The 17,361-nt window shown below is 60.0% G+C and carries 18 protein-coding genes; 9 read left to right on the plus strand and 9 right to left on the minus strand.

What is annotated here, in order from left to right; translation table 11 throughout:
• The first annotated feature begins 281 nt into the window (after window positions 1–281).
• From C0Z16_RS33345 to C0Z16_RS33355, 3 genes are all read left to right on the plus strand, one after another.
• Window positions 282–929 carry a response regulator gene (locus tag C0Z16_RS33345; protein WP_102636285.1) on the plus strand — a complete coding sequence of 216 codons (648 nt, stop codon included), beginning with the start codon at window positions 282–284 and terminating at the stop codon, window positions 927–929.
• A 482-nt stretch (window positions 930–1,411) separates the two neighbouring features.
• Window positions 1,412–3,211 (plus strand): sensor domain-containing diguanylate cyclase, encoded by a 1,800-nt coding sequence (locus C0Z16_RS33350; RefSeq protein WP_208638661.1) that lies wholly within the window; start codon window positions 1,412–1,414, stop codon window positions 3,209–3,211.
• Window positions 3,212–3,478: 267 nt separating this feature from the next.
• Entirely contained in the window at window positions 3,479–5,473 is a 1,995-nt protein-coding gene (locus C0Z16_RS33355) for an EAL domain-containing protein (protein ID WP_244201451.1), read from the plus strand.
• Between the two features lie 279 nt (window positions 5,474–5,752).
• Here the strand turns inward: C0Z16_RS33355 and C0Z16_RS37945 are convergent, their stop codons facing one another.
• The gene (locus C0Z16_RS37945) at window positions 5,753–5,908 is read right to left on the minus strand and encodes a hypothetical protein (protein ID WP_158244563.1); all 156 of its coding nucleotides are present in this window, start codon (window positions 5,906–5,908) and stop codon (window positions 5,753–5,755) included.
• Between the two features lie 292 nt (window positions 5,909–6,200).
• Here C0Z16_RS37945 and tnpA point away from each other — a divergent pair, with 292 nt between their 5' ends.
• Window positions 6,201–6,656, plus strand: coding sequence for an IS66-like element accessory protein TnpA (gene tnpA / locus C0Z16_RS33360; protein ID WP_102636270.1), 456 nt, complete (start codon window positions 6,201–6,203; stop codon window positions 6,654–6,656).
• A 325-nt stretch (window positions 6,657–6,981) separates the two neighbouring features.
• On the opposite strand, the gene C0Z16_RS33365 is transcribed toward tnpA, so the two are convergent.
• The 5 genes from C0Z16_RS33365 to C0Z16_RS37600 form a co-directional block, all read right to left on the minus strand.
• The gene (locus C0Z16_RS33365; RefSeq protein ID WP_102636271.1) at window positions 6,982–8,997 is read right to left on the minus strand and encodes an acyl CoA:acetate/3-ketoacid CoA transferase; all 2,016 of its coding nucleotides are present in this window, start codon (window positions 8,995–8,997) and stop codon (window positions 6,982–6,984) included.
• A 577-nt stretch (window positions 8,998–9,574) separates the two neighbouring features.
• A complete protein-coding gene (locus C0Z16_RS37950; RefSeq protein ID WP_158244564.1) occupies window positions 9,575–9,742 on the minus strand; it encodes a hypothetical protein in 168 nt (55 codons plus the stop codon).
• A gap of 233 nt (window positions 9,743–9,975) precedes the next feature.
• Window positions 9,976–10,284: a type II toxin-antitoxin system RelE/ParE family toxin gene (locus tag C0Z16_RS33375; RefSeq protein WP_102636273.1), complete on the minus strand. Its 309-nt coding sequence runs from the start codon at window positions 10,282–10,284 to the stop codon at window positions 9,976–9,978.
• The gene (locus tag C0Z16_RS33380) at window positions 10,272–10,556 is read right to left on the minus strand and encodes a CopG family ribbon-helix-helix protein (protein ID WP_102636274.1); all 285 of its coding nucleotides are present in this window, start codon (window positions 10,554–10,556) and stop codon (window positions 10,272–10,274) included. Before C0Z16_RS33380 ends, C0Z16_RS33375 begins: the two co-directional genes overlap by 13 nt.
• 16 nt (window positions 10,557–10,572) lie before the next feature.
• Complete coding sequence (locus tag C0Z16_RS37600) at window positions 10,573–10,902, minus strand: hypothetical protein (RefSeq protein WP_146014392.1); 330 nt, start codon at window positions 10,900–10,902, stop codon at window positions 10,573–10,575.
• Between the two features lie 22 nt (window positions 10,903–10,924).
• On the opposite strand from C0Z16_RS37600, the gene parS reads away from it, so the two are divergent.
• Window positions 10,925–11,380 (plus strand): type II RES/Xre toxin-antitoxin system antitoxin, encoded by a 456-nt coding sequence (gene parS, locus C0Z16_RS33385; protein ID WP_102636275.1) that lies wholly within the window; start codon window positions 10,925–10,927, stop codon window positions 11,378–11,380.
• The gene (locus C0Z16_RS33390) at window positions 11,377–11,847 is read left to right on the plus strand and encodes an RES family NAD+ phosphorylase (protein WP_102636276.1); all 471 of its coding nucleotides are present in this window, start codon (window positions 11,377–11,379) and stop codon (window positions 11,845–11,847) included. The genes parS and C0Z16_RS33390 overlap by 4 nt, the downstream gene beginning before the upstream one ends.
• Window positions 11,848–12,114: 267 nt before the next feature.
• On the opposite strand, the gene C0Z16_RS33395 is transcribed toward C0Z16_RS33390, so the two are convergent.
• The 3 genes from C0Z16_RS33395 to C0Z16_RS33410 form a co-directional block, all read right to left on the minus strand.
• The gene (locus tag C0Z16_RS33395; protein ID WP_102636277.1) at window positions 12,115–12,438 is read right to left on the minus strand and encodes a hypothetical protein; all 324 of its coding nucleotides are present in this window, start codon (window positions 12,436–12,438) and stop codon (window positions 12,115–12,117) included.
• A gap of 114 nt (window positions 12,439–12,552) precedes the next feature.
• Window positions 12,553–12,741: a CsbD family protein gene (locus C0Z16_RS33400; protein ID WP_102636278.1), complete on the minus strand. Its 189-nt coding sequence runs from the start codon at window positions 12,739–12,741 to the stop codon at window positions 12,553–12,555.
• Window positions 12,742–14,684: 1,943 nt separating this feature from the next.
• Window positions 14,685–14,849, minus strand: coding sequence for a DUF2934 domain-containing protein (locus C0Z16_RS33410; RefSeq protein WP_102636280.1), 165 nt, complete (start codon window positions 14,847–14,849; stop codon window positions 14,685–14,687).
• 780 nt (window positions 14,850–15,629) lie between these two features.
• On the opposite strand from C0Z16_RS33410, the gene C0Z16_RS33415 reads away from it, so the two are divergent.
• The 3 genes from C0Z16_RS33415 (at window position 15,630) to C0Z16_RS33425 (ending at window position 17,046) form a co-directional block, all read left to right on the plus strand.
• Window positions 15,630–16,007 carry a response regulator gene (locus C0Z16_RS33415; RefSeq protein ID WP_102636281.1) on the plus strand — a complete coding sequence of 126 codons (378 nt, stop codon included), beginning with the start codon at window positions 15,630–15,632 and terminating at the stop codon, window positions 16,005–16,007.
• Between the two features lie 418 nt (window positions 16,008–16,425).
• Window positions 16,426–16,785, plus strand: coding sequence for a hypothetical protein (locus tag C0Z16_RS33420; RefSeq protein WP_102636282.1), 360 nt, complete (start codon window positions 16,426–16,428; stop codon window positions 16,783–16,785).
• A gap of 57 nt (window positions 16,786–16,842) precedes the next feature.
• Window positions 16,843–17,046 carry a cold-shock protein gene (locus C0Z16_RS33425; RefSeq protein WP_102636283.1) on the plus strand — a complete coding sequence of 68 codons (204 nt, stop codon included), beginning with the start codon at window positions 16,843–16,845 and terminating at the stop codon, window positions 17,044–17,046.
• Window positions 17,047–17,361: the final 315 nt, after the last annotated feature.

Here is a 17,361-nt window from a genome sequence, read left to right on the forward strand (position 1 = left end):
ATCCTTATGGGACATCCGATGCTGTCCCTCTCTATCACGTCGGGCACGCCGCAATTCTATGGACATCCACTCGTTGCTGGCGCTGAACCGCTCCCGGCAGGCCTCCTGATCGACGCCCAACGCGAAGGGGGCCCGTTTCCGATTCGTGATCAAACACTGTGGGCTCGAGCGGCAAGGCAGCTTCGGTCACTTCCGCCCGCTTGCGCGGTCACACGGCTAAAGGGTGCCCACGCCTCATGCTGCGGCAGGCTGCCACCGCGCAACGAAGATCGCTTTGCATCGTGATCAGGATAATCATTGCGGGCGAACACGCGATCGTCAGAGGCGGGCTTAGGCACATCATAGCGACCGGGAGCGATATGGTCGTGACGGCCGAAGCTGGCCACGGCTCGGACCTGCTCGGCAAACTGCGCAATTGCGCAGTAGATCTGTTGCTGCTCGACATGACGATGCCCGGTGTCAGCGGCGTGGATCTGCTTCGGCGCGTGCATGCCGAACAGCCTTCGTTGCCAGTGTTGGTGCTGAGCATTCACGACGAGGCGCAGGTGGCTTCGCGCGTGTTGCGTGCTGGCGCGACCGGCTATCTGACGAAAGACAGCGACCCGGCCTTGCTGCTCGACGCGATCCGCAAGCTTGGCGACGGTGGACGCTTCATCGATCCGAAGCTCGTTGACGCCCTGGTATTCGAGACTCATCACTCCGATGTGCCGCCTCACGAAGCTTTGTCCGACCGCGAGTTCCAGGTGTTACAGATGTTGGCGGCGGGCAGAAGCATCAACGAAATCGCACAGGTCCATGCGCGGAGCGCTAAAACGGTCAGTACGCACAAGATGCGGCTGATGCACAAGCTTGGTCTCGCGAATAACGCCGAGCTCATCCGATACGCAATACGGCATGGATTGACGCCATCGGACTTGCCGTATGGCTAAAGCTCACTCCGAATATGCGGCGGAAATTCGCTGTTTCAGTGTCGTGGTGGCGAAGCCTGCATCATCGGAGCAGTGGGAGCGGTGGTATGCGGGGAGCAGCAGCGCAGTAGGCGCGAAAGCGTGTACGCAGCGTGGCGGATCTTGGCGCCGCCGCTCCCCCGAGCGTGCTTTGCCAGCTGTCTATCAGTGAATGCGGATCATTTTTCTCGAAGAGCGCGGGGTTGACGGCACAGATGGTCAGGTGAGTTTTTTTTGGACCAGTAGCGGGCGTTGCGCGGCGGTGGATATCCTGTCTGACCGGCGTCGCGAGACGTTTCAGTCCGCCCAACGGGAGCGTAGTCGGTCCCGCGGCCACGCACACCACACGCCGCCATTCTCTCGCATCCCGTGCGCTGCGTCTTGCCGGTCTGCGTATCGCTTTCGTTTCCGTTTTCGCGGGCACAGTCTCCTACTGTGTCGACCATGCCGCGCTGGAGAAGGCTGTGCGTACCCAGCTTTCACTGTCGGCAGAGCAGGCTCTGCAGCGCGAATCCCTGCCGTTTCGTGAGATCAAGGATCTCGAAAAGAATTTTCTCGATGAATTCCACCGGATCGACTCGCTTCCCGACGCGCGACAATCGCTGGCGCACGATTTCGATGCCATCTTCTATCGTCATCCCGACGGGTCTTATACGCAGCGGCCAGGTCTCTTCGAGGGCGGCCCACTGCCGGAGGGACGGCGATTCCCGAACATGTCCGCCACCTATGCGCCTGACGTCCCCCCGAATGACGATGTGAAGGCGCGCTTCGCGCTCTCCTATGTGCTGTCTTACCACTACGGCTCGGCAATGAAGGGGCGGTTTTTCAACTTCTACGGCGTCGTGCCGGAGAAGGGATTTCCGATCTATCAGGCCGCGGACATCGCAAAGGTTTTCAAGTACGAAGGACCTGATGCGCTACGGCTGGAGACTTACGAGTTCTACTCGCGAGGCTTTGGACAAACGCACAGCGAGACATTTTTCACGAGCCTCTACTGGGATGCATCAAACGCTGCCTGGATGACGACGATCGCCACGCCCGACGCGCCGGATGCTTCGGGCAAGCACAGGATCATGGCGTGTGTCGATCTGTTGCTGGACGGCCTTATGCAACGAACGGCGAGACCGGTGCTGCCGGGTGCGCACAGCACGATCTTTGCCGCGGACAACGACGGCACGCTGATATTCGACGGCAACTACGCCGACGCCATCACGCACAGTGAGGGCCGCGCGTCCATCGCATCGCTCAGGCTGGCTGCTTACCGGCCGCTGCTCGATGCAAGCCGGCGGCTGGCGCCTGGGGCCGTGGCCCTTGTCGATGGCGGTGGCGAGATCGTGGCCGTCGGCCGCATTCCGGAAACACCGTGGGTACTCGCCGTCCGCTATCCGAAGTCGCTGATGAAGCCGGCGATCCTCACCAACATTGCGATAGTGTTCACGGTGGCACTGCTCACGCTGCTCGTCGAAATTGTCATTCTGCGTTCGATTCTGCAGAAACAGATGGCCGAGCCGCTGAGGCGCCTGATGCTCGCCACCGAGCTGGTCGGCCATGCCGGCGTTACGTTCAACGCGGATGAACTGCCCACGCAGTCGCAGGATGAGATTGGCCAGCTTGCGCGAGATTTTGCCGGTATGGCCGAGCGCGTCCGGGCCGCACAGGACGCGCTCGAACAGAAAGTGGCGACCCGTACCTCCGAACTTGAGCAGCTCAACATGAGGCTGCTCAAGGTCAGCATGACCGATGAGATGACCGGAGTGGCCAACCGGCGCGCCTTTGACCAGGCGCTCGTAAGCGGGCTCACGCGTGTCGGACGCGACCGCGGGCTGCTGATGCTCGCGATGATCGACGTCGACTGGTTCAAGCACTACAACGACCGCTATGGGCATCCGGCCGGCGATGCCTGTCTGCGCAGTGTCGCGGCAATACTGACGGCGAATGTCCGGCGGGACCACGACCTGGTCGCGCGATATGGTGGCGAGGAGTTCGCGGTCCTCGCGCAGATTGCCGGAAGCGATGATGCACTCGCGATTGGGCAAGCGCTTTGCGCCGCCATGGAGCAGGCTTCGATCGAGCATGAGCATTCACCGCTTGGCCACGTGACACTGAGCATCGGCATGGCAGTTGCCGAGGCCGACGATCCGACTCCGCCGGAAGAGCTTCTGCTTCAGGCCGACCGTGCGCTTTACCGCGCGAAGCGCGAGGGCCGCAATCTCGTGGTGATGGCCGACCGTCGACGTGGGCGCGCGGCGCAAACCGCGCCTTGAAACATCTCGTATCCAATAGATGAAATCTCCGATCCGGCCGAATTCGATGACGAGCAAAACGCCAGCTACCTGGCTCCGTATCTTAACGCTCGTCGAGAGAATCGACCGTACACCATATTTCATCGCCATTCGCCGCGGGCTAGCGCTTCCCCTTCCGCTCATCATGGGTGGTGCGCTCGCGCTGCTTCTGCGCTATCCGCCATCTGCCGGGCTTCACAATTCCTGGCGGCACATTTTGGCCACCGGCTGGACGCCTTTGCCGACAACCTGCTCGCTGGGACCTTCGGAATCGGAGCGCTCGTCGCGTTATATGGCTTTGCGGACGTCCTGACAACCCTTCATAACCAGCGACCTGATCATCGTCACGTCAACCCTACAGTCGCGGCTATCGTCGTCGTGTCCTGCTTCTTTACGCTCATTACGGGAAATAGCGAAGCCACACTGAAAGCATCACTCTCACTTGGCCAGGGAATGCTGGGGGCGCTGCTGGTGGCCTCGCTCGGCGGCAGTCTGTTTCTGAAATTCTGCAGCATCCGTTTTCTGCGTATCCCGCTCAATAATCTGAGCAGCGATCTTCTCGTCGGCGACGTATTTACGGTGATGCCAGCTGGGATGCTGACCATCCTCCTGTTTGCGTTGCTTAAAGCCGCGTTGGTGTCGGCGGGCTGGTCCGACTTCGGTGGGACATTGAGCAATCTGCTGGCCGCGCCGTTCTCGACCTCTTCGAATAGTCTGCTTTTCAGCATCGGTTACGAGACAGCCGCTCAGGTGCTATGGCTCTTCGGCATCCACGGGCCGAATGCGCTTTACGCGATCCAGCTAAACGTGCTGATACCTGCATCGCAGGCCAACATGGCTGTAGTGGCGGGTGGCGGTCATGCGCCGTTTATCTTTACAGAAGGCTTCTTCCCCACGTTTGCGCGCATGGGCGGCTCCGGCGGGACGCTAAGTCTGATCCTGGCCCTTCTGCTGGTCAGCCGCACGGTTCGCGGACGGAAGCTTGCGCTGTTCATGATGCTGCCGGCATTGTTCAACGTGAACGAGCCGTTGCTGTTCGGACTGCCTCTGGTTTTGAATCCGGTCTATGCGATCCCGTTTGTGCTGGCACCGGTCGTACAGATCCTCATCGCCTATGTGGCCATCATCGCGGACCTGATGCCCCGGACTGGTTACAGCATTGCGTGGACGACGCCAGCGCTTTTCAGCGGTTACGCGGTAACAGGCTCGTTTGCCGGAACGTTGGTCCAGCTGCTCTCGCTGGCGGCAGGGGCCGCCATATATGCCCCGTTCGTCCGGATGACCGAGTATCTCGCAGCGAAGAAAGGTCAGGAGGTGCTTGCATCCCTTCTCCACATCGCGGAGTCACCAGAGACTAGCCTGAAGGCGAAACGTTGTCTCGATCTTCCTGGCGACGAAGGGAGGATGTCCGCGGCCTTGGCAGGCGATCTCGAGGATGCGCTCACGACGCAGGGGCAGATCTTCCTTGAATTCCAGCCACAAGTGGACTTTCGGACCGGACGTGTCTTCGGTGCCGAAGCGCTGCTGCGTTGGCAGCATCCTCTGCTAGGGCGGGTGGCACCGCCGGTTATCGTGACAATTGCGGAGGATGTCGACCGGATCGACCGCCTGGGTCTGGAAATCCTGTCACTCGCCTGCCGCCAGCGAAGCGTGTGGCGCGATGTCTTATCGGATGACTTTGTGATCGCCGTGAACCTGTCGCCCCGGCAGTTGCTGGATCGGGATTTTCATCGAAAGGTGATCGACATCCTGCAACGGGAAGACTTACCCCCTTGCTGGCTTGAGGTCGAGATTACGGAGTCCACGATGCTCCTTCCGGACGTCAATGCGATCGACAATTTGAAGCGGCTCCGTGAGGTGGGAGTCAAGGTTGCGCTGGACGATTTCGGAATGGGGCATACGTCGTTGCACTACCTGCGCGAACTGCCGCTGGATACAGTGAAAATCGATCGCGCTCTGGCCGATGTCAGTCCCGGTAGCGTCAACGAACATATCGTCAAGAGCATTGCCGATCTCAGCCGGACGCTCAATCTTTCGCTGGTGGTCGAAGGCATCGAGAACGAACGCCAGCTCAAGCGTCTCTCCGCGCTGGGCTGCGAGCGGTTCCAGGGCTACTTCTTCAGCCGGCCTCTCGCTGAAAACCCCTGCCTTGAGTTCGTGGTTGATGCTAATCGGGAGCGCCGGTTCGTAGCACGAGAGGAGAGATTTCTGCTCAATGACTGTGCCACTGTTCGTCAACCATAACACCGCAACCAACGTGGACCGGCCGACCGCCGGATCATGCAGACTGATGCCGTCAACGCGCGTTCATAAACGCGCCGTGATCGACGGCGTCGTGTCGGTTCCAACTACGGCACTCAGGCGTTAAGTTCCTCAATGGAATGAATGGAGTGGCTTGACTTGTGTTTTTCCCTTATCGTCTCATGACCTCGGCACACTAAAATTCTGACAGGCTCTTCGATGGCGTTAGTAACGAAGCGGAACCCCGTCCCTCGCGTCAATCCGCCGCCAATCGCCGGTCCGTCATCGCCAAAGATCCGCCTTCACGCGCCCCAGCGCCGGCAGCCACTCGCGATACTGCGGCTGCCGGTAAATCTGCATCGACCGATACCACGGACTGTCGTCGCGTTCAAGCGTCCACAGCCCGTGCGGATTGACGTCGAGCAGCAGCCACGTCACACGCTGGACTGACGCGCCGCGATACCCGTCGGCGTTGTATGTTAGCCATTCGTGACCGGGATTACACCCAGCATTCCGGCTCCTGCTTCGTGCTAAACGGCAAAACGCCGCTCTGGCCGATGAATGGAGGAATCGAGGTCGTGGTAGCCAAACATGGGCGACCGTAGACCAAAATAGAAGTGTCACCGTTTCGACAATAGACTTGTCGTAAGCGCTAGTTTTCACGCACCTAGCTTCTGCCTTTGAGAAGGTCCACGATTGCGTCCGCAACCCAAACTTGCGGTCGCAATCCATGACCGAGAATGACCTGACCTTTTTGCCCTTGCGGGTGACACGCGTTGGTGTCGGCGGCAAGCGCAGTTTCCACCCGGCAGACAAGCGACGACTGGTCGACGCCTGCCTGCAGCCAGGCGCATCGCTGTCTGGCCTCGCCCTGAAGGCTGGGGTGAACGCCAACCAGTTGCGCAAATGGGTTCGGCTGCACGAACAGTCGACTTCCTCCGCGAGATTCAACACTGCTGTCGGGTTGTCGGCCTTCGTGCCGGTCGTCGCGATCGACGACGCGGCGCCGACGATACATGTTGCGCAGCCGACACCTGAACTGGATCGCGCCGATCTGTCGCCACCGGCGACACAAGCTGCGCGCCTGTCGGCCAGATTGCCCAACGGTGTGAAGCTTGAGCTCGAATGCTCAGGGCGCGACGCCGCACTGGTGAGCGCGATGATTGCCGCACTGAGAGCCCAATGATGTTCCGGTTCGAGGCGAACATTAAGGTCTTCCTGCATCGGGGGCACGGTATCGCGACGATATTGCGCGGAGACTAGCCAATTCCCCCGGCTTTGTGCCTCGTGCCATCATGGTTAACCAATGGGCGCCCCCGTAGGCGTCGCAGGCGTACAGCTGCATCGCCTGGCGAACGCGCATCCGGACGCAAGGTTGGCCTGTCAATGACGGCAACCACGAGATCGATCGCGATCGGGCAAAACCTGGCTAGCCTTTGCCTGCCCTTCGCGTCAGGGAAAATACGGGCCGCCACCGCCCGGTGCGACCCATATGGCCCTGGATAGCTTACTCAGTACGCCCGATCCTGTGGCCGCTCATTGATGTACGGCGCCACTTCACGCTGCTCCAGTGCATCCCCAAGTTTCATGCGCAGAAAGCTGCTCGTCGTATAGCGCGTTACTCCGGCATAAAACTGGTCGACGAGCCTGGTTACCGTCGCCGAGTAGCTTTCGATCAACTCCGGGTTTATAGAGAAGTTGTCATAGTTGATGACGGCCTGCGGTTTGATCTGCATGCCCGCAAGGCGCGACTCAACATGGTCCCGGATCGCATCGATCTGATCCTGCGATCTCACCTGCAAGCCCTCGAAGTTGACGAAGAACATGTTCTTGTCTGCGTCGTAATTGAAGCGTTCTTCCAGCGGCAGAGAAAGCATCAGCGTGCGTAAGCCCATCGGAGCCGTGCGGAAAATGCGCTCGTCCATAAGGCGCGGCGGCCGGTCGATAACCGGCGCGAAGCCCATCTGCGCGACGATGTCGTTCTGCACGTCGATGCCGGGCGCGACCTCCGTCAGTTCAAGACCGCGCGGCGTGAGTGCGAACACGCAGCGCTCGGTCACGTAGAGCACGGGTTGTCCCCGCTTCGCCGCATATTCGCCGCTGAACGTGCGATGCTCGACCGCATTGACGAACTTCTGGCACGCGCCTTCCCGCCTGATCCGCAAACGCCCGTCTTGGATAGACACGTCGAGATTTCCCGCGTTGAATGTGCCGACGAACACAACGCGCTTCGCGCTCTGACTGATGTTGATGAAGCCGCCCGCGCCCGCGAGTTTCGCCCCGAACTTGCTGACGTTCAGATTGCCTTTGCGGTCGGCCTGCGCGAGGCCGAGGAATGCCACATCGAGCCCTCCGCCGTCGTAGAAGTCGAACTGATACGGCTGATCGACGATCGCCTGTGTATTGGTCGCCGCGCCGAAATTGAGCCCGCCCGCTGGAATGCCGCCGATCACGCCGGGCTCAGTCGTCATCGTGAACAGATCGATCGCCCCCTCTTCGTTCGCGACGCTGGCAATGCCTTCCGGCATGCCGATACCCAGATTCACGACGCTATTAGCCATCAGTTCCATCGCCGCACGGCGGGCGATGACCTTGCGTTCACTCAGCGCCATCGGCGGCAGCGAACTTGCGGGCACCCGCAGTTCGCTCGCGAACGCGGGTGAATACGGCTCGGCGAAGGTCTGCCAGTGATGCTCGGGCCGTGCGACAACGACGCAATCCACCATGATGCCCGGCACCTTCACCTGGCGCGGATCAAGCGTATTCGCATCGGCAAGCCGCTCGACCTGCACGATCACGATGCCGCCCGAGTTGCGCGCTGCCATCGCGAGGGCGAGCGACTCGAGCGTGAGCGCCTCGCGTTCCATCGTGATGTTGCCGCTAACGTCGGCGGTAGTGCCGCGAATGATCGCGACGTTGATTGGAAAGGTCTTATAGAACAGGAATTCGTCGCCTTCCACCAGCATCAGCTTGACGAGGTCTTCAGTTGTGCGGCTGTTCAGCTTGCCGCCACCGTGACGTGGATCGACGAACGTGTCGAGGCCGATCGTCGACAAATGGCCCGGCTTGCCCGCGGCAATATCGCGGAACAGATGGGAGATCACGCCTTGCGGCAGGTTGTAACCCTCGATGCGGCCATCGATTACAAGCTGCTGGAGCTTCGGCACCAGTCCCCAGTGCCCGCCGATTACGCGGCGCACGAGCCCTTCGTGCGCGAGATGATTGAGGCCTTTGGCCTGCCCGTCACCTTGGCCCGCCGCATAGAGGAGCGTCAGGTCCAGACGCGCGATCTTCTGTTCGGCCCTCGCCAACGGCTCTGGATCGCGGCAAGCGGCGGCCTTCGCCTCGAAGAAGCGCTCTTCGAGCGCGATCGCCACTTCCTCGGCAAATCCCACGCCAACGAAGCCGCCCGTCGCAATCGTGTCGCCCGGGCGAATCAACTCTACCGCGGCGCGAGCGCTAACCACCTTGTCGCGGGCGAGGTTGCGCTCAGTGACGGGAAATGGGTACTGGAATACCGGATGCATACGGCCTCCTTGCTTGCGATTGCCGCGATTTTCGCCACGGCCGCACGCGGGCAACGGTTCGATTCCCGCTCGCCACACGATGCCCCAAGACGAAATTTAACAAGCCGCAAGCGGGCCGTCACGATTTATGAGCGCAAACCCGGTGAATCCGCAATTCGCCCAGCGCTATCGCTTGCAACAACCTGCAGTCTGACAGCCCACCCATGCGAGCAGATCCTCACGGGGTTTCGCTGGTCTGCAATTGGATTTTATGCTTCGCCAGCTACTTAGTTATACAGACTAAATTCGATAAAAAATCATGGCAAATTGACGAAGCCGTCGCCCCGGGAACCGTCTGTTAACAATGGCGCGCCGCTCGCTACTGCGGCGCCGAGGCACCCCTCAGTAACCTCGGATCAGTCAGCCACTCCTCACGGGCTCCGATTTCGACATGTACAAAATCGGTGTGATCGGGACTGGCGCGACATCTCCGGGCGCGCTGAACTGCAGCGCGTTGGGACGACGTGGTCGCAGACGCGCGTTAGTGCCGTGCTGGCTGTTCCCAGTGCAGTCGTTTCTGCTGACACCAATTATCTGCTCAACCCAGCCTGATCTGCGCCGGCCGAAACCGCCGGAAATCGGTAGTTGCAATGCGGAGCAGGCGTCCGGCGCATCCTTCACTGTCGTCGGTCCCATCCCGTAGGACGGCAATGAACGTCACCACGGGCATGATTAAAATAATCGCCCTCAGAATGTCATGGTTCATGGCGACTCTTATGCGCCATTAGCCGGCGCGTCATTTGCTTTCCAAGTCTGCCCTCATACACGGTCGGCATTTGGCGGAGTTGCGGCGTCGGATCTGCCTGCGTCAGCTCATCCTGCTCATCGCAATCGCGAATGACCTGTGCGGAGAACGTTGCAAATTTGCCCTTCACTCGGTGGCGCCTCACACAGGCAGCCACATCTAACTGTATCCCGCGCCAAATGTGTCCCTGTTGTTCAATTGCCGGGACGCCGATACCGCAATTCCCTCTGGCTGCGAATGGCGGCCACCAGCACAACGTCCAGCTCAGCCACAAAACGATACAGCGCAAGATAACCATGCGCTCCGTTCGAAATGACCAGCTCGCGCATTGCTCCGGGACCACTAACAGGCCGTCCAATTTGAGGACTCGTCTGGAGGATGTCTAACGCGCGAACGATATCGTCTATGTGTTCTGCGGCGTTCGCCGGATTGTATTCAAACAGGAAGTCGAAGATCCGGTCAAAATCATCGCGAACTTCAGGCGCCAGAACTATTCGCGCCATCGCTTGACTTTCGGTGTTGCCGGATCGCGCCCTGCGGCCCGCTGGCCCAGATAGTCGCGCATGTCGGCCCACTCAATCCCGAGGCCGTTCTCCAGCATGTCTGCGAGACGATCGTTACCTTCAGTGAGGAATTCGCGACGCAGTTCTTCGCTGGTGACCCTCTCGGCAATCGCCTCCAGCATGAAGCTGTGGGCTGTAGTTCCCGATTCTTCAGCAAGTCTAGAGATCCGGTCGCGGAGTTCCGGCGGAAGGCGGAGCGTGGTGGTAGACATAGAGACCTCTCATGTGTCACATTTGTGCTACATCATACTCTCTCAAGTTTGCCAGCGCACGCAGCCATCCAAACCAAGCAGGTGAATTAGAGACGATAAAAGGGACGAGTGATGCGCCGAAGCGTCGTTCCAGGATAGCCGCATCAGTACCAGAGTCCGATTGGCGCATCCTGCGCCGATGGCGCTGCAGCGGACGCGAATCGCTGTCCGTCCAGCCTTCGCCTTCCCGTACATTTAAGCGGTTTGCGAAATGGTGGATCATTAAAATTAAGCCGCCCGGGCACAACCCAAGTGCTGAGAAAAGCTGCGCCGGCTCATTGGCAAAACGCCTATAATGGTTGAGCATTTTGCCAAAAGGGGGCGCCACCATGACCATGATAGCTTTTGTACCGACCGGGGCCGGGAATCCGCGCCGCGCTGCGCTGGCAATACTTGAGCAACTGCTTGACGCACCCATTCGCAACGAGACCGACCTCGCTGAACTTGCGAGCGAGCGCGTCGCTGTCGAAGTGATCGACCGCCTGACGGCCCAAGGGCTGAAAGCGGATGAACTTGCCTTCATCATTCCGCGGCGCACCCTGACACACAGGCGGCAGCAGCACGAACGTCTCTCGACCGAAGAATCGGACCGCGCGATCCGCCTGGCTCGCATCCTGGCGCAGGCTGCGGCGGCGTTTGGAAATGCGACAAAAGCGATGCACTGGCTACGAGGCCCGCAGAAGCGCTTTGCCGGCCGGAGCGCACTTGAGATGGCGAGCACCGAACAAGGGGCGCGTCTGGTGGAGGATGCTTTGGTTCAGATCGACGAAGGATACTTTGCCTGATGGTCCTTTGGAGAATCAGCAACTATGCCGATCTGAAGGGACTTGGCGGCCTTCGTGCACCCGGCCGGTGGCACTTTACCGGGCAACCCGTCGTCTACCTGGCGGAACACCCTGCGGGCGCCCTTCTCGAAACACTTGTGCATCAGGAAATCGGCACTACCGCAGATCTCGCGGACACCTATCAACTGCTCAAGGTTCAGGTCGACGATGGCGTTATTATCTCCGAGATGGCGGAAACCGCCTATCCACCTGACTGGCGCGACGATCTGGCGTGGACGCAGGCTGCGGGGACCGAGTGGCTCACACGCGCCAGTTCCGCACTTCTCAAGGTGGCGAGTGCAGTGATGCCCTTTGCCTTCCACTACATTCTGAATCCCGCTCATGGAGATGCTGCTCGCATTGAAATCAGCATAGCCATTGAAGTTCGCCAGGATCCACGCATTCTTCGGCTGTTAGCGCGGCCGTAGCGGCGATCGGTGCCGGGCTTGTTCGCAAAAGCCATGATCGCAGCCGGAAAAGGCCGTTGAACGTCCCCTCGTCTACCCTCGAGCAGTCCGCGGCGCCGGATGGAAACAGCGTCGACGCTACAGTCCGTGCCACGCCCGATGTCGAACAAGACGGCGGTTAACTGGATGATCGGAACGGATTGACGACCGTCAGCCGGTCGAAGATGACCTGGCCGTGTTGCATACCTTCGCTGTAGAGTACTTCGCATTGACTGGACCGTGCGCGACTCAGTACGGCTCAATGAGAAGACGATGGTTTCCTGACCGCGCATCGGCTCGATGGGCCGACGACGAGCGGCCGGTCGCCTGCCGTGCATTGTCGCGTCTATTCAGGATCGCCCCCTCGAAATGCTTGCTACATCGTAGTTCCTCGGACCTCGAGACAACGTTATTTCTGAGTTTCAAGTTTCGAACGCTGATGTGGTCGAACGGCTTGCTCCAGCCCCACTCCAGTTGCATCACATGGGCCGGGACGTCGCTGAACTGGCCGCAGGGGCGCATGCCGGCTTCAAGGCCTTTCCACCAGGCCGGGGCCAGCTTGGCCGTCAGCATCGTCAACGTCGAGGTCTGCCTCGTGAAATGGAGCGGCGGCTGACTTCGCGAGTCGGCCGCCTGACGAAGCCTTCGCTGGGTCAATGCGTTCACCCTAGCCCCAAAGGCAGGCGGTTAGTGGTGACGCTTCGTGCGGTCCTTCGCCGCTTCCTTTGCATCACCGACATCTTTTCTGGCTTGTCCCGCGGCTTGCTCGACGTCGCCTTTCAATTCCCGCGACGGCCTGCCCGTGACCTTGCCCATTGCCTCGTTGACCTTGCCCTTCATCTTGTGAGCAACGCCTTTGACCTGGTCCTTGTTCATGATGCAGTCCTCCAAATATACAACCCGCGTCGCGCTGACCAGATTGCGACACAATCAGTATAGGAAAAGCGCTCGGGTTAGCGAAGGAGAACGCCTGGAGGGACACGCGTCCTGTGGACGCGGTACGGCAGAAGCGCAGTGAAGTTACGGTGCGCCCGAACGGCGCGAGAGTCGCCAGTTCCTGACTTCACGCGTGGCGCGCAGCGCGCGAGGCCCGTCGGAACACCCGGTGTCGCGCAGCTCCTCCTGGACCATCAGAACGGCTGCTCTGTTCTGGCGACGCTGGCCCTTCGCGCGTCCGTCGCTCATTTATCGCGGCAGCGAATCGCCAGTTGCGTAGTCGAAAGGCGGCGATGTCGCGTCGACGTGAGCGTGCAGCGGTGGTGACGCCGCGTGCAACCCGCTGTCACTGGTACTGGCCGTTTTGCCCCGGGCCGTTCCGTGGTCCGTTGACGTCGCTGTTCGCGCCACTCCGGGTACCCATATTCAGACCATTGGCCTTGCCGCGGTTCGAATGTCCCGCCGACCGGCTACTGCGTGCCTCACCGACGCCACTGCCAGTGACATCCCGAGGACCGTATGCCTTGCCGTTCGGGACCTTCGTCAAACCGGCGCCGGCACCGGGCGTTGCCGTCCGGCCAGCGGTGCCGCCGGCTTGTGCGTATGCGACGGCCGACAGGGCGACCGCGAGAACTGAAGCGCAAAATGTTTTACCGATGACTTTCATGGCTAGCCCCGGGGAAGATGATGTCTCGTGCAAGCGTCTGCCGCCCGCATGACCTTAGATGGCGCATAGTTCGTGCCTTGGGTCGCATTGTTTGCGGTTGGCAACGCCAAACGGCCACCGAACCTTCGTGCCGGCCTCACGCGCGCATCGCGGTCCGCGCGAAATTCGTCGCTGCCCGCGCAACTTCGGTTGAGCGGGTTGGACCGCTCCTCAGTAAGGTGCTGACCGGTGACACTCCTATCTGTCGAAATGGTGCGCAACGCGCCGGTCGCGCGGCCGTCGTTAGAGTCGGGCCGCGCAATGTGGCCTCCCGTTTCTTCCGGTCGATTTTTAGCACCGTCGCAAGCAACTCCACGCTTTGGGTCGAATTGGCTTCTCCGTCCGGTTTTGGCTGCACAACTTCGGTTTAGATTCGCTCGTGGATGCCACTCGATGCGGCCCTGGCGGGATGCGTGAGACTTGCGTTTCTATATGCGATTTTCACCTGTCCCTAAGTGAAATTCTTTGACCTCTGTGACGTCTGGGCTGATTTCAATCACGGCCATTTCGCCGCGCGTGTCGCGCAAGGTCACGCTGTTGCGTAGCGTGTCTATCCCCGTGATGCGTGCCTGCCATGGCGGCGGTTAGCTATCGCCTGGCTGTTATCGACCTCTCCTTCGGGGGAGAACATCGCGGCCATGGCGGGCACGGCGCCGGCGAGGCTCAGCGGCGGCGCGAGCTGCCCCGCAATTCGCTCACAGTCTTAGACAAGAGTGCGTGCCGTGTCGTTTGAATAGGCGCGAAGGCCGACGACGCCACATTCCCGGTTCAGACTTTCGACATAACGATGATTTGACGAGGCTGGCTTGCGCGCCCCGTTGACGTGCTTCTATTGACCACCGTATCAGCGGCCCTGCTCACGTTCGTGCCCTGGCGGGTCACGACGGTGAAGGTTGGCTTTAGACTATCAGCGAGCCGGTTCTGCAGACCATGAAGGTCAGGTACCGCTTGGAAGCAGCCTGAAGTGAACAGCCGGGTGCCCGCCAGCAGATGTGGCACCGTTGGGAGGCAGCGGAGCGCCGCCGATTTTGGCTCACTGGCGGATAAAGCACTCGAACTGGTAAGGAATAAAGCGACACCCGGACTGTCGGGGTACCTGAACGTGTCCGGTCAATCGCCAAGACAGGCGCGTGAGGACCCCTGTTCTGGCGCCCGCATTTCCATTGGCGCGCGCCGCTCAGGCTGCTGTCTCGCCCTCAGATGCTGCCGGCGGCTGGTCCGCACCCAACTGCTGTCGAGCCTTCTCCCAGTACTCGTCCGAGCGTCCTTCGGGAGAGCCGTCCTTCTCCCACAGATAGAAAGCAAGTGTTCGGATTTGTTCTTCAGTGACTGGCACGTCCATCTCAACCTCCTGCAAAAGAGCGGCCCGGGCGGGCAGGCTAATTACGGCTAGTTGATGGTAACAAAGCGCCTGCCTGATGTCGCTGGTCGTCGGCGACTCACCCTCTCAGTCTGGCACGGACCGTCGTTGCGCGAACGAGAGCCGACCTCATGTTGCTTTTGCGACGTCTTCATCTGGCCCATTTGATACTGAAACGCCCCCTCGATTGGGTTAGCCGCCGAACAGATTTCGCCGGGCTCCCTTCGAGTGCGGCAACAGGCCATTCAACGGCCTGCTGCGGCCACCTTCGCTCCTTCAGTTCGCCATCAGCATGAACATTTTGCGGGAGCAGCGAAAAGTGATAGAAGTCTCCATGTGCCGACGCCCTTGGTTGTTGGCCGTCAATCGGCAGTGGTAAAAGCGAAAATGGCCCACCCCGAAACGCCGTTGGGCTGCTGCGGCGATGATGCCGGCAACGCTGACGTCGTGCGCACTATGTCTGACGTCGTCGAGCGCTAGCCCGAGCTAAGCCGCGAGCTGCCCATGAATCACACGACGCCAGTGAATGTCCTCTGGCGGGGTGAAGATGCATGCCTTGTTGGAGCGGCTAAATAATGATGATTATCATATGCGACATCAAACCAGCGTCACATGCAGTCGCTTGGCAGCAATTGGCGGATATCGTCTGGCTACAGAACTGGTAGGGCGCGGCAAAATGGCTTAAGATGTTACGTAGAATAATTAGGATAATATAATAATACGAAACAGCGTAAATCGTTTCGGAAATCAAAGAGAGCCCTGATGGATGTGCCGGTCGTCGAGGATGGTGAGGATGTCGCAGACAGTCTGGCTTTCCTGCTTGACTGCTATGGTCCCCACCCCACTGTCGCGCAAGACGGAGCGACTGCACTTTCACTGCTGGGCAGCCATGCCTTCGAGCTGGTACTTCTTGATGAGAACCTGCCGGGAATCAAGGGAAGTGCAATCGCACGGTTGATTGTCACCACGCCTTTCGCCGGGCCGCCCTTCGTCGTGTCCACGACCGGTGACAGTGAAGTCGGGGGACTCACCCGGCTTTTGGACGTCTGTCTGCGGAAGCCGTTTTCTCTCGATGCACTTTTGCAAGCCATTGAAGATGCCCGAATGTGGGGGCAGGCCAGCGCTCTTCAGGCCGCCTAGGCATTGCGCGTTGCCGTCAGGTAAGGTCCGCCGCAAAGCCCGATATGACGCTAGCCAACGTGGTTCTCGCAGGGACCCAAACTTCTGCTTTTGCGCTCGGACGCAACGTCACATGCGAACAATCCTTTTACGTCTGACACGTGTGTACATGCGGTGAGGTGGACGGGAATCACTGTGCCGCCGCTGAACGCCTGCATGCGCCTAGCCACGGTCCTCCAACTCGACGTTCACTGGCTTTGCACTGGGCAGCCGCGGGCTCCCTGATTTTCACTTCATGGCAAGCGGGCCATGCAGTTCTCTCCCTTGCCTATACGTTCTGATGTTCGCGGGCCGCTCGGCATCGCGCTCACAATCATGCCGCTGCGCGCATTCTCTACTGCTTAACAGTCCGTGTTTCCGCAGAGCCGGGGGTATCGATGTGAAGCCAGCCAAAGCAAACGGCGCCTTCGAGGAGACAGCACGTCTGAAGGTCTACGAGATGGAACTGGCGAGAGCCACCTCGCATATCGCGAGCACGCTGCACGAGCACACCATGCTAGAGGCGGTCGCAGAAACCATTCTGGACTTCCAGGCGTTGCACGGACGCGACGACCTGACGGCATTTGCGCTCGCCCTTCGCGGAAGACTGGAGCAGCGCGGCAAGTCGGCGGCGGCGAGGGTGCTCCAGCACTTCGCGGAATGCGGAAGTTTGCCAGATGCGGCACCAAACGCGTCGCAAGGAATGGTGCCTGCTCGCCTGCCCGGCGTCCGGAAGCGAGCACGAACTCGCGCAAAGTGAGTATGGGGCAACCGACGTCGGCCGCATGCAACACTAACTAACTTTTGTCGAACCAATATGGCAACCGGAACAGTAAAGTGGTTTAACGACGCGAAAGGGTTCGGCTTTATCGCGCCGGACGACGGCGGAGAAGACCTGTTCGCCCACTTCTCGGAGATTCAGGGCAGCGGCTTCAAGTCATTGCAGGAGAATCAGAAGGTCAGCTTCGAGGTCAAGCAGGGACCGAAGGGAAAGCAGGCGGCCAATATCAAGCCGCTGTAAGGTACCGGGCTGGACGAATTGAGAGCCGACACCACACTGACTGTTTTTGCCAAGGTGCGAGCCGCCCCGCTCACAGCAATCTCGCATAATCGTATGTACCGCTTACTGTTCTGTCTCCGCTAAGTTCAATGTCGAACCGCCAGCTAAATAGATGGAATGGTCGCCTCCCGCCTTAACGGGCTGTCCGGCGCCGCAGTCTCGCGCTCTGATCATGCGACATTGCTGGTTCGGCAGTCCCGCCGTCAAGGAGAACCAGATGGAAGCCACAACCATTGCCATCGACCTGGCCAAACGCGTTTTCCAGATTCACTATGT

Origin of the sequence: Paraburkholderia rhynchosiae (genome assembly GCF_002879865.1) — a bacterium.
Classification (GTDB): Bacteria; Pseudomonadota; Gammaproteobacteria; order Burkholderiales; family Burkholderiaceae; genus Paraburkholderia; species Paraburkholderia rhynchosiae.

Coding starts and splice junctions, on each gene's coding strand:
- tnpA (WP_102636270.1), top strand. CDS start 6,201: ATGACCGAGAATGACCTGACCTTTTTGCCCTTGCGGGTGACACGCGTT.
- C0Z16_RS33365 (WP_102636271.1), bottom strand. CDS start 8,997: ATGCATCCGGTATTCCAGTACCCATTTCCCGTCACTGAGCGCAACCTC.
- C0Z16_RS37950 (WP_158244564.1), bottom strand. CDS start 9,742: ATGAACCATGACATTCTGAGGGCGATTATTTTAATCATGCCCGTGGTG.
- C0Z16_RS33375 (WP_102636273.1), bottom strand. CDS start 10,284: ATGGCGCGAATAGTTCTGGCGCCTGAAGTTCGCGATGATTTTGACCGG.
- C0Z16_RS33380 (WP_102636274.1), bottom strand. CDS start 10,556: ATGTCTACCACCACGCTCCGCCTTCCGCCGGAACTCCGCGACCGGATC.
- C0Z16_RS37600 (WP_146014392.1), bottom strand. CDS start 10,902: ATGCTCAACCATTATAGGCGTTTTGCCAATGAGCCGGCGCAGCTTTTC.
- parS (WP_102636275.1), top strand. CDS start 10,925: ATGACCATGATAGCTTTTGTACCGACCGGGGCCGGGAATCCGCGCCGC.
- C0Z16_RS33395 (WP_102636277.1), bottom strand. CDS start 12,438: ATGCTGACGGCCAAGCTGGCCCCGGCCTGGTGGAAAGGCCTTGAAGCC.
- C0Z16_RS33400 (WP_102636278.1), bottom strand. CDS start 12,741: ATGAACAAGGACCAGGTCAAAGGCGTTGCTCACAAGATGAAGGGCAAG.
- C0Z16_RS33410 (WP_102636280.1), bottom strand. CDS start 14,849: ATGGACGTGCCAGTCACTGAAGAACAAATCCGAACACTTGCTTTCTAT.
- C0Z16_RS33415 (WP_102636281.1), top strand. CDS start 15,630: ATGGATGTGCCGGTCGTCGAGGATGGTGAGGATGTCGCAGACAGTCTG.
- C0Z16_RS33425 (WP_102636283.1), top strand. CDS start 16,843: ATGGCAACCGGAACAGTAAAGTGGTTTAACGACGCGAAAGGGTTCGGC.